Here is an 11,670-nt window from a genome sequence, read left to right as displayed (position 1 = left end):
GCCGGTGCTGGTGCTGCGCGAACTGCCTGTGCCGAGTGAGGTGTACGGGTCTGAACGGCCCGGTGTGTCGGTGGAGTTGTCGTATCCGGCGTATGTGATCTACACGTCGGGGTCGACGGGGCGGCCCAAGGGTGTGGTGGTCACGCACGAGGGTCTGGCGTCGTTTGCGGCGGCTCAGGTGGAGCGGTTCGCGGTCTCTGGGGACTCGCGGGTGTTGCAGTTTGCGTCGCCGAGTTTCGATGCGTCGGTGCTGGAGCTGGTGATGGCGTTCGCGGCGGGCGCGGCGCTGGTGGTGCCGCCGCCGGGTCCGCTGGCCGGGGAGGTGCTCGCTGATGTGCTGGCCGGTGAAGGCGTGACGCATGCGCTGATTCCGCCGGCCGCGCTGGCGAGTGTTCCGGCGGGGCAGTTCCCGGCGTTCGAGTCGCTGATCGTGGGCGGTGATGCCACGTCGGCGGAGCTGGTGCAGCGCTGGGCCGCGGGACGGCGGATGGTCAACGCGTATGGCCCGACGGAGTCGACGGTGGTGGCGACCCTGTCCGCGCCGCTGGAGCCGGGCAGCGGGGTGCCGCCGATCGGCAGGCCGATTCCCAACACCCGCGTCCACGTCCTGGACGACCGGTTGCGTCCGGTCGCGCCGGGGGTGGCGGGGGAGTTGTATCTGGCGGGTGCGGGTCTGGCGCGCGGTTATCTGGGCCGGCCGGGTCTGACGGGGGAGCGGTTTGTCGCCGACCCTCACGGAACTCCCGGCACGCGCATGTATCGCACGGGGGATGTGGTGCGCTGGACCCGCGAGGGTGAGCTGGAGTACCTGGGCCGTTCCGACGATCAGGTCAAGGTCCGCGGCTTCCGTATCGAACTCGGTGAGATCGAGACGGTGCTGGGCCGACATGAACTGGTCGCCCAGGTGGCGGTGATCGTCCGCGAGGACCAGCCGGGCGTCAAACGCCTCGTCGCCTATGTCGTCCCCGCCCCCGACCGCGCCCTCGACACCGAGACTCTGCGTGCCCACGTCTTGGCCGCCCTGCCCGACTACATGGTCCCGGCCGCGTTCGTGGCGCTGGACACCCTGCCGCTCACCGTCAACGGCAAACTCGACCGCAGGGCGCTTCCCGCGCCGGAGACCGACACCGACACCGTCGGACGCGGGCCGCGTTCGGCACAGGAGGAGGTGCTCTGCGGGCTGTTCGCCGAGGTGCTGAACGTGGAGCGGGTCGGCATCGACGACAGCTTCTTCGAGCTCGGTGGCGACAGCATCACCTCCATCCAGCTGGTCAGCCGGATCCGCTCGGTGCTCGGTGTGAAGATCGGCAACCGGGGCATCTTCGAGACGCCCACGGTGGCGCAGCTGATGGACCGGCTGGGCACCGGCCAGGACGGGGACGGCTTCGAGATGCTGCTGCCCCTGCGCACGGGCGGCGACCGGCCGCCGCTGTTCTGCGTGCACGGAGCGGGCGGGCTCAGCTGGCCGTACTCGACGCTGCTGAAGCACATAGGCGCCGAGTATCCCGTCTACGGGCTCCAGGCCCGCGGACTCGACGGCCGGGAGGACATCCACGCCAGCGTGGAGGAGATGGCCGCCGACTACGTGGCACAGATCCGCGGCGTGCAGCCGTCCGGGCCGTACCACCTGCTCGGCTGGTCCTTCGGCGCCCTCGTCGCACACGAGATCGCCACCCAGCTCACCGAGGCGGGAGAGAGGGTCGCGCTGCTGGCCGACCTCGACCAGACCCCGTACGACGAGTCGTGGAAGGACGACGACTACGTACCGCCGACGGAGCGGGACATCCTCGAGACCCTGCTGGACTTCGTCGGTCACGACCTCGACGAACTGCGCGGCGAGCCCCTCGACCACGCACGGGCGATGGAGCTGATCCGGGGCCGGGACAGCGCGCTCGGCAGCCTGGAGGAGCGCCACATCACCGCCTTCATGAAGGTCGGCATCAACAACCACGAGCTGAGCGCCCGTTACCGGCCCCGGCGCTTCGACGGCGACCTGCTGCTGTTCGTGTCGACGGTGGGCACCGACGACCCGATGCGCAAGACGGCCGAGTCCGTGGCCGCCTGGCGGCCGCATGTGGCCGGCGCCGTCACCACGCACCCGGTCGACGCCCACCACGGTCATCTGCTGCAGCCGCAGCCCGCGGCCGAGATCGGCCGGGTCGTCCTGGAGCGGCTCGGCGAACTCGCCGCGGAAACCGCCCGCTCCTGAGCCGCCGTGCATCCACGGCGCAGGCGACCGGGCCCAACCGAACCCCGTACCGATTCGTAACCAGAAGGAGTGGCCGTCATGGAAACGGCAATCTCGGCGGAAGGCCTCCGCAAGCGCTATGGCGACCACCAGGCGCTGGACGGCATCGACCTGTCCGTGCCCACCGGCAGCGTCCTCGGCGTGCTCGGCCCCAACGGCGCCGGCAAGACCACGACCGTGCGGATCCTCACGACCCTGCTGGAGCCCGACGAGGGCCGGGCGGTCGTCGCGGGCTACGACCTGGCGGCACAGCCGCGTCAGGTGCGCGCGAACATCGGCCTGACCGGCCAGTACGCGGCGGTCGACGAGCGGCTCACCGGCCGGGAGAACCTTCAGCTCATCGGTGTCCTGCTGCACCTGGGCCGGCGCGGGGCGCGGGCCCGCGCGACGGAGCTCCTCGAGAGGTTCGACCTCGTGGACGCCGCCGACCGGCAGGCCAAGACGTATTCCGGCGGTATGCGCCGCAGGCTCGACCTGGCGGCGAGTCTCGTCGCCCGGCCACCGGTGCTCTTCCTGGACGAGCCGACCACGGGCCTGGACCTCACCAGCCGGCTCACCCTGTGGGAGATGATCCGCGAGCAGGTGCGGGGCGGCGTGACCGTGCTGCTCACCACCCAGTACCTGGAGGAGGCCGACCAGCTGGCCGACCGGATCGCCGTCATCGACCGGGGTCTGGTCATCGCGGACGGCACCCCCGACGAGCTGAAGCGCAAGGTGGGCGGCGAGCGGCTCCAGGTGTCCGTGGCCGAGGACACCGACCTGGCCGTCGTCACCCGCTGCCTGGCCGGTGTCGTACCGGGGGAGCCCGCCGTCGACCTGCAGAACCGCACGGTCTCCGTGCCGCTGACCGACGGCATGGGCACCATCAGCGCCGCGGCCGCCGGCCTGGAGGGCCTCGGCGTGGAGCCGGAGGACTTCGCGGTGCACCGCTCTTCGCTCGACGACGTGTTCCTCGCCCTGACCGGGCAGCAGGGCCGCACACCGGCCGCGCGGCAGGCCCGCCGCCCCGGACAACCGGACCCGGCCGGCCCGGCGGAAGACCAGGCAGCCCCGCACACGATCAAGGAGAAGCAGGCCGTATGACCGAGGCACTGAGCGATTCGTTCGCACTCGTCGGCCGCCAGATGCGGCACATCCGGCGGATGCCGGAGCAACTCCTCGGCATCACGGTGATGCCGGTGGCGCTCGTGGTCGTCTTCGGCTACCTCTTCGGCAGCGCCATGCAGGTGCCGGGGGAAGGCGGCTACAAGGAGTACATCATGGCGGGCATCTTCGCCCAGGTGATGCTCGCCAACATCACCACCACCGCCGTCGGCGTGGTCGGCGACCTCAACAACGGCCTGGTGGACCGCTTCCGTGCGCTGCCGATCTCCCGTTCGTCGGTGCTGGTGGGCCGTACCGTCGCCGATGCCGTGCTGGTGGCCTGGACGTGTGCCGTGATGGCGGGCGTCGGCTATCTCATCGGCTGGCGGGCGCACAACGGGGTGCTGCGGACGCTGGCCGGGTTCGGGCTGCTGCTGCTCATGGGGTTCGCCATGTCGTGGCTGGGCGCCCTGATCGGGCTGACCCTGCGCAACGCCGAGGCGGTGAGCGCGCTCGCCGGTGTCGTCATGATGCCGCTGGCCTTCCTGTCCAACGCCTTCGTGCCGCTCGACGGCCTGCCCGGCTGGCTGCGCACCATCGCCGAGTGGAACCCGGTGAGCGCCGTGGTGTCCGCGAGTCGTGACCTGTTCGGCAACGAGCGGGGCACGAGCGGCGGCGCGTTTCCCGCCGAACACCCCATCCCCACCGCGTTGGTGGTGCTGGTGGTGCTGATCGCGGTGACCGTGCCGCTGGCCGGCCGCGCCTACCAGAAGGCCGCCGCACAGCGCTGAACCCCCAACGCACGGAGCCCGGCCCCTCGTTCACCGGAGAGGGGCCGGGCTCCAGCTGTGCACACGCCGTCAGCGGCGTGGGCTGACCATCATGAACAGCACCCGCAGTACCAGCACACAGCTGATCACCAGCAGGTTGTAGCCGAACAGTTCAAACAGTTCGAGGTCCTCGCCCAGCCGCGGCCCGCCCGGTGTCCGCAGCAACTGCACACCGACGAGACCGATCACCCCACCGAGGAAGGCGAGCAGTACCTCGTGCACGAGGGAGCGCACGAACCTGCGGTCCTCCGCGTCGCCGAACATCCTCACCGAGACGGTGAACCGTCCGCTCTCCACCGCGGAGCCGATGCGTTCCACCCGGCGCGGCAGCCGGCGCAGCATCGGCACCAGGCCGAGGACCTCCTCGGCCAGCGAGCGTCCCACCGCCTCCGGGCGCAGCTTCTGCAGATGCTGGGTCACGGCGAACGAGCGGGCCTCGGCGACGATGTCGAAGCCGGGCACCAGCCGCTCCAGCGACCCCTCCATGGTGGCCAGCGCCCGGAACACCGCCGCTATCTCCGGCGGCACGCCGATGCCGTGCCGGGAGACGATGGCGAACAGGTCGGCGAACATCTCCCGGTCGGGTTTGACGCCCGGCGCGAAGTGCCGTGCCAGGAACTGGCCGAGGGCCCGCTCCAGCCGGCGCTCGTCTATGTCCTCCGGCTGGACGACCAGGGCCACCAGGGCGTCGCACAGCGCCGCAGGGTCGCCGCGGTGCAGGGCCAGCAGCATGCCGCGCAGGGTGGAGCGCAAGGACCGGTCGATGCGTCCCACCGAGCCGAAGTCGAGCATCCCCAGCCGGCCGTCGTCCAGCAGGAGCAGATTGCCGGGGTGCGGGTCGGCGTGGAAGACGCCGCTGGTCATGATCTGGCCCAGCAGGCACTCGAGCATCGCCTTGGCCAGCGTGTGCGCGTCGAGGCCGCGCTCGCCGAGCAGGCCGGACACGCTGTGCAGCGGCACGCCCTCCATCCACTCGGTGACCAGCACCCGCTCGCCGGACAGATCCCCGTGCACCCGGGGCACCTTGACGATGGTGCCGCCGCCGGACTGCTCGATGGCCGCGGCCACGGACAGCGTGTTGCGGGCCTCGATACGGAAGTCCAGCTCCTCCCGGAGCGACACCGCGAACCCCTGGGCCAGGGTCGTGGCTCCCACGGCCCTGCCCCACTCCGTGTGCTGCTCCAGCTTCGCGGCGAATCGGAAGAGGATGTCGAGATCGTCGACGACGATGTCGCGGGCGCCGGGCCGCTGCACCTTCACCGCCACCTCCTCGCCGCCGAGCAGCACCGCCCGGTGCACCTGGGCGATCGAGCCGGCGGCGAGCGGCTTGGGCTCGAACTCGGCGAACACCTTCTCCGGCGGCGCCCCCAGCTCCTCGTGCAGCACCGCCTGGATGGCCTCCCACGACTCGGGCGAGGCCTGATCCTGGAGGGTGCTCAGCTCGGTGATGAACTCCGGCGGCAGCAGGTCGTAGCGGGTGGACATCACCTGGCCGAGCTTGACGAAGGTCACCCCGGCCTCCTCCAGCGCCAGCCGCAACGACGGTGCCAGTGCGGCTCGTTCGGCCGCGGCGCCCGGCCCGCGCCGGGACCTGCCGCTCATCAGCCGGCCGAGACCGTGCCGCATGAAGATCCGGCTCAGCCGGGCGTAGCGGCGGGTCCGGGCGAATCTGCGGAACACCGACCGGGGCAGCCGCACCAGCCCGCGCATCGCGCCGGACGGCAGCAACACCTCGGTCGCGGCCAGGAACAGCATGGAGACCAGCAGCGCCAGGCCGATCTCCAGGGTGATCAGGGCGATCGGCTGCACATCGCGCAACGGATAGCTGACCGCGCTGCCGGTGGCGAGCCCGACCGCACCGGTGACGGCCGCGCGGCCCTTGCCCACCTCGACACCGAGCAGCCGCCGGGCACCCGAGGTGAGACCGGCGACGAACACGGTCAGCGAGACCGCCGCGAGCAGGACGAGGACGGCGGTGCTCATGGCCGCCGTCGGCGCCGCAGGGCGTAGGACACGGTCACCGCGGCGAGCAGCGGGCCCCACAGCAGCAGCGGGGCGTACATCCAGCCCATGAACGCGCGGTGCCCGCCCCTCAGATTGCCCTCGTCGACGGTGTCCCAGACCATGTACTGGCTCATGGTGATCGCCGTCATGGCCAGCGCGCCCAGTGCCGCGGGAACCACGGCGGCCCAGGTGTTCACCGGTCGGCCGCCGATCACCGGCACCCAGCGCGGGACCACCAGGCCCCACTGGCTGACCAGGCCGAGCGTCAACAGCGCCACCGCCTCCTGGAGCAGACTGATCATCGGCAGGATCAGATACCCGATGCCCGGCAGGTCGTAGTCGGTGCGCAGCACCTCCTCGCTGTAACCGACCGGGACACCGGCGGCCATGGCGAGCCGCCACAGCGAGGAAGGCAGCGCGACCAGCGGGACGGCGTGGGCCGCCCAGCGCGCCCAGCGGGGCGGCGGCGGGGTGGCCAGGGCGGCCACGTGGGCCGGGGAGACGGGAACGTCAGTGGTCATCGGGTGAGGCTGCCTATCTACTCGGTGCTGTGCGTACGCGGTTCAGCAGGCAGAGCCCGGCCCGGCCGGGCCGCGGGTCTGCGGCACGGCCGGGCCGGGCTCGGGGCTGCTGAGGCGTGGCCTGCGGAGGGAACACGGGCGGCGGGACCATGGGACGCCTCCAGCGGGTGGATGCGGTGGGGTCGCGGCGAGTGTAGGAAGCGGAGGACGCTGCCCTCTGCGTTCGTGGCAGCTTGTTGCCAAGTGCGCCGGCGCACGCTCCGGCGGGCCTCCGCTCCCGACCGCGTCTCCGCGCCCGCCGATGCGCCCGCCGGGCGTACGGGTCACACAGGTGTGCGGTCGTCGTCCCGGGTTCGGGCCGGTGCCGGTTCAGGCCCGGAGCCGACCTTGCGCCCCGGCCACCAGGCGCGGTCGCCGAGCAGCGTCGTCAGCGCGGGCACCAGCAGCATGGCCATCACGAAGGCGGTCAGCAGGATGCCGAAGGCGACCGCGAAGCCCATCTGCTGGAGCATCGAGTTCTCCGCCAGCATCAGCACACCGAAGGTGCCCGCCAGGATCACCGAGGCCGCGCCGATGGTCGGCACGCACCGGGCGACGGCCCGCGCGGCGGCCTCCCGGGGCGACCTGCCCTGCTCGATCTCCTCGCGCAGCCGCGCCACCATCAGGATGTTGTAGTCGGTGCCGATCGCCACCACGAACAGGTACACGATCACCGGCAGGGTGAACAGCAGTCCGTCCTTGCCCTGGCTGTTCTGGAACAGCCAGACGGTGGCACCGAGCGTGGCACCGAAGCCGAGCGCCACCGACACCATCAGATACAGCGGGGCGACGACACTGCGCAACAGCAGGCCGAGGATGAGCATGATGGCGGCACCCGCGACCGGGAAGACCACCTTGTAGTCGTGGCTGACGGCGCTCTCGATGTCGGCGAGCACCGCCGTGGTGCCGCCCACCAGCGCCTCGGCGCCCTCGGGAGCGGCACGGTGCGCGGTGTCCCTGAGCGGCCCGGTGACCAGTTCGATGGCCTCGCCGCCGGACGGGTTGTGCTCCAGGACCACGCTGTACCGGGCGACGCGTCCGTCCTGCCCCGGCACGGCGGGGGAGACCGTGTCCACGCCCTCCACCTTGCCCAGCTCGGCGCCGAACGTCTTCAGTTCGGACGCCGTCAGCGCGGAACCGCCGTCCTTTTCCAGATAGACGGTGGTCGGATCGGACTGCCCCGCGGAGAAGCCGCGCTCCATGTCCTTCATGGCCCGCACCGACTCCAGGTTCTGCGGCAGCGAGCTGTTCATGTCGAACTCCGCCCGGAAGCCCAGCACCCCCACCGACAGCACCGCCAGCACCCCGCCGGTGACGGCCGCCACGGCACCCGGACGCCGTGAGGCGAGCGAACCGACCCGGCCCGCGAGGACATGCTTCGGCTCCGCGCGCCAGGACTTGGACGGCCAGTACGCCTTGGTGCCGAGCAGCGAGAACACGGCGGGCACCAGGGTGAGGCCGGCGAGCAGGGCCACCGCGACGGAGATCGCGAGCGAGGGGCCCATCGTGCGGAGCATGCCCATGGTGGACAGCAGCAGCGCCATGAAGGCGACGATGACGGCCCCGGCGGCGGACGCGATGGTCTCGCCGACCAGCGTCACCGCGGTGATCATGGCCTGCTTGGGAGCCTGCCCGGACCGCAGCTGCTCGCGGTGGCGGAACAGCAGGAAGAGGATGTAGTCGGTACCGACGCCGAACAGCACCACGATCAGGATCGCGGTGATGGAACTGTCCGCCTTGAGCCCGCCCAGCTCCGCCGCCGTGGCGATCAGACCGGTGGCGACGACGAACGCCAGCCCGATGATCAGCACCGGGAGCACGGCGATGAGCGGACTGCGGAAGATGAGCAGCAGCAGGACCACGATGAGCACCAGCGTGGCCGACATGATCATGGCGTCGGTGTCCCCGGACGCCTCCTGGGAGTCGAGCGCGCTTGCCGCCTGCCCGGTGACACCCAGCTTCAGCTCGGTGTCCTTCAGCAGCGTCCGGGCCTCGGCGCGCAGTTCCCCGACCGCGTCCATCAGCTCCGGGTCGTAGGGATCCTCGACGGTGGCGACGACACTGGCGAGGGCGATCCGCCCGTTGGGGGAGACCGCCTGCTCGTTCGTCTCGACCCGCTTGATGTGGTCGATGCCGAGCGCCTGCAGCCGGGAGGAGATCCCGGCGACGTCGGACTTGTCCGCGGCGGTCAGCTTCCCGCCGTCGGACCGCTGGAACACCGCGATGGCGGCCGGCTGCTCATGCTGCGGGAACGCGCGCTCCTGCACCTCGGCGGCCTGCACCGACTCGTAGTGCGACGGCAGGAAGTCCGCCTGGTCGCCCGTGGACTTCAGCTGCGGGGCGAGCGCGGCCAGCGCCACCGCCGCGACGATCCAGGCGGCGATGGTCAGCCAGGGCCGGAGGACGGCTGCCCGCCCGATCCGTCCGAACATGAGACTCCTTGGGAACGTGGATGCCCGGGCCTGCCCACGGGGCAGTTCGGTGCGGTGAGGGGTTTCGGCGAGTGTAGGAAGCGCGCGCCCTCAGGTGCTGGACGCGTGGCAGGTTGCTGCCACGCAGCAGGTCAGGCGCAGCCGTGCCGCCAGTTCCAGCCGACGAAGGTGTGCCGCAGCTCCACGTCGAAGCGGCACGAGGCGGTGCCGTCGGCGGCGAGGTCCACGTACGAGTGGTGGGTGTTGGCGTACCAGGAGCCGGTCACGTCGAAGATGCCCCGGTAACCGAAGTCCGCGTGCGCCTCGGTGCGGGAGACCGCGCAGTCGGAGGTGCAGTCGGTGTCGCTGCGGGCCGCCGTCAGCGACCAGCCCGCGTTCCACGGCTCGCGGTTCCACTGCCTTGTGGCCTCGGTCGAGGCGCCGGTGACCCGGCCGCCCCCCGTGGTCCACTCGGAGGCCGTGTACAGGCCGGTCATCCGGATGTTGCAGCAGTCGTACATCTCGTTCCAGCCGGAGACGCGGTGCGTCCCGTCCGTGACGGGGGCAACGGCGGACGCGGCTTGGGCGGTGGCCGCCTCCGCCTTCTCCGCCTGCACCAGCCGCACCGCACCGAAGCGCGCCGTGCAGTCCGCGCCGATCGACACCTCCCGCTCCACCGCCATCCCCGCGGGCGGCACCGGCAGCGAGCCCGTCAGCCGCAGCTCGCCACAGGACCGGGCGGTAGGCCGTGCCTCGCTGCCGGAGCCGGCGTCGGCCGCCTGGGCGGCGGGTGCGGCGACGGTGAGCAGGGCGGCGGCGAGCATTGTGCCGAGGGTGATTCGGGTACGCAATTCTTGTCCCTTTCACAGAAGTTCAGCGCGGACGATTCCGGAAGGGAACGTAACGTCGGCGCACGTGATCGCGGGGCGGCCACCCGGAATGTGGCAGGAAGCTGACGGCCCGCGTTTTCGGAAAGGCCCTCGCACCGGGTGGCACCTTCATGTCAGCGCAGTTGAGGCGCCCAGGGACGTTGCGGACAGTGGTGATCCGAAAGTGCGTTTCGGCAATGCGCCCTCCCGTATCAGAAGGGTTTCCGATGAGCGTGCGGCACCTGAGCGGGACCACGGCGGGACATCGCCCCGAACTCCGGGAGAAAAGCCTGCTCGACCGGCTCGCCCTGGACGATCCCGAACTGAACGACCGGTTGCGGGAATCCCTGGAACGGGTGGAGACATGGCTTCTCGCCGTGGCCCGGGACGCTGCCGATCCGCGCGTCGGCGCCGTCGCCGGGCATCTCGCCGAAGCCGGCGGCAAACGGCTGCGTCCGCTGCTGGTACTGCTCGGCGCCGAGTTCGGCGAACCCTGGCGGGACGGCGTCACGCAGGCCGCCGTCATCGCGGAACTCGTGCACATCGCCTCCCTGCACCACGACGACGTCATGGACGGCGCCGGCACCCGCCACGGCGTGCCCAGTGTCCACGCCCGGTTCGGGGAACGCGCCGCGGTGCTGGCCGGTGACTGGCTGCTCGCCCGCGCCTCCCAGCTGGCCGCGCAGCTCGGCCCCGAGGCCGTACAGCTCAACGCGCGCACGGCGGGCCGCCTGGTCGCCGGGCAGTTGCGCGAACTGACCGGCCCGGCCCCCGGCGAGGACCCGGTCGCCCACTACTTCCAGGTGCTCGCGGGCAAGACGGCGGCCCTGCTGTCGATGGCGCTGGGCATCGGCGCCCTCCAGGCCGGTGCCCCGCCCGCGACGCTGACGGCGCTGACCGAGTACGGTGAACTCCTCGGCGTCGCCTTCCAGATCGCCGACGACCTGCTGGACCTGCGGTCCCCCTGCGGCGCCAGCGGCAAGGAACCAGGCACCGACCTGCTGGCCGGCGTGCCCACCCTGCCGGTGCTCCTGGCCCTGGAGGGCACCGACCCGGCCGACGCCGAACTGCGCGCCCTCCTCGCGGCCGGCCCCGTCCCCGCGACCTCGCTCCGCCGCACCCTGGACCTGTTCGCCCGCTCGCCCGCCCTCCCCGAGACCGAGGCCGTGCTGTACCGCCGCCTGGACCGTGCCAGGACCGTCCTCGGCGCACTGCCCGCGCTGCCCGCCCGCGACGCGTTGCTCGCCCTGTGCGACTACGTCGCCCACCGAACCAGCTGAACCGGCAAGGGAGTCGGCCATGACCCTGCACGAGCGGATCGCCGAACTCGACCGCATCCGCCGCGACGTCCTCGACGGCCCGAGCGAGAAGGCGACCGAGGCGCAGCACGCCAAGGGCAAGCTGACCGCGCGGGAGCGCATCGAACTCCTCCTCGACCCGGAGTCCTTCCGGGAGGTCGAGCAGCTGCGTCGGCACCGGGCGAGCGGCTTCGGCCTGGACGCCAAGAAGCCGTACACCGACGGTGTGATCACCGGCTGGGGCACGGTGGAGGGCCGCACGGTCTTCGCCTACGCCCACGACTTCCGCATCTTCGGCGGCGCCCTCGGCGAGGCCCACGCCACGAAGATCCACAAGATCATGGACATGGCCATCGCGGCCGGTGCC

General features: G+C 71.6%; 9 protein-coding genes. 5 read left to right on the top strand and 4 right to left on the bottom strand.

All coding sequences use genetic code 11. The features are described 5' to 3' along the window. The 3 genes from IE153_RS40680 to IE153_RS40670 form a co-directional block, all read left to right on the top strand. On the top strand, window positions 1-2,209 hold a 2,209-nt coding region (locus tag IE153_RS40680), incomplete at its 5' end, for an amino acid adenylation domain-containing protein (RefSeq protein ID WP_229829435.1). Window positions 2,210-2,287: 78 nt separating this feature from the next. Further along, on the top strand, window positions 2,288-3,331 hold the full coding sequence (locus tag IE153_RS40675; RefSeq protein WP_189594704.1) for an ATP-binding cassette domain-containing protein: 1,044 nt from the start codon (window positions 2,288-2,290) through the stop codon (window positions 3,329-3,331). Beyond that, window positions 3,328-4,122: an ABC transporter permease gene (locus IE153_RS40670; RefSeq protein WP_189594703.1), complete on the top strand. Its 795-nt coding sequence runs from the start codon at window positions 3,328-3,330 to the stop codon at window positions 4,120-4,122. The genes IE153_RS40675 and IE153_RS40670 overlap by 4 nt, the downstream gene beginning before the upstream one ends. 69 nt (window positions 4,123-4,191) lie before the next feature. Here the strand turns inward: IE153_RS40670 and IE153_RS40665 are convergent, their stop codons facing one another. The 4 genes from IE153_RS40665 to IE153_RS40650 form a co-directional block, all read right to left on the bottom strand. Continuing rightward, window positions 4,192-6,144, bottom strand: a complete 1,953-nt coding sequence (locus IE153_RS40665; protein ID WP_189594702.1) for an ABC1 kinase family protein — start codon at window positions 6,142-6,144, stop codon at window positions 4,192-4,194. After that, window positions 6,141-6,686 carry a hypothetical protein gene (locus IE153_RS40660; RefSeq protein WP_189594701.1) on the bottom strand — a complete coding sequence of 182 codons (546 nt, stop codon included), beginning with the start codon at window positions 6,684-6,686 and terminating at the stop codon, window positions 6,141-6,143. The genes IE153_RS40665 and IE153_RS40660 overlap by 4 nt, the downstream gene beginning before the upstream one ends. Before the next feature lie 323 nt (window positions 6,687-7,009). Continuing rightward, window positions 7,010-9,157 carry an MMPL family transporter gene (locus tag IE153_RS40655; protein ID WP_189594700.1) on the bottom strand — a complete coding sequence of 716 codons (2,148 nt, stop codon included), beginning with the start codon at window positions 9,155-9,157 and terminating at the stop codon, window positions 7,010-7,012. 131 nt (window positions 9,158-9,288) lie between these two features. Beyond that, window positions 9,289-9,987: a hypothetical protein gene (locus tag IE153_RS40650; protein WP_189594699.1), complete on the bottom strand. Its 699-nt coding sequence runs from the start codon at window positions 9,985-9,987 to the stop codon at window positions 9,289-9,291. A 245-nt stretch (window positions 9,988-10,232) separates the two neighbouring features. On the opposite strand from IE153_RS40650, the gene IE153_RS40645 reads away from it, so the two are divergent. Further along, complete coding sequence (locus tag IE153_RS40645) at window positions 10,233-11,285, top strand: polyprenyl synthetase family protein (RefSeq protein WP_189594698.1); 1,053 nt, start codon at window positions 10,233-10,235, stop codon at window positions 11,283-11,285. A gap of 19 nt (window positions 11,286-11,304) precedes the next feature. Then, window positions 11,305-11,670, top strand: a 366-nt coding sequence (locus IE153_RS40640; RefSeq protein WP_308432246.1) for a carboxyl transferase domain-containing protein, incomplete at its 3' end; no start/stop codon positions are given.

It is taken from the genome of Streptomyces massasporeus (assembly GCF_014648995.1).
In the GTDB taxonomy this organism is placed as follows: Bacteria; Actinomycetota; Actinomycetes; order Streptomycetales; family Streptomycetaceae; genus Streptomyces; species Streptomyces massasporeus.
The sequence above is the reverse complement of the archived record's forward strand: the minus strand, read 5'-3'. Positions and strand labels throughout refer to the sequence as shown.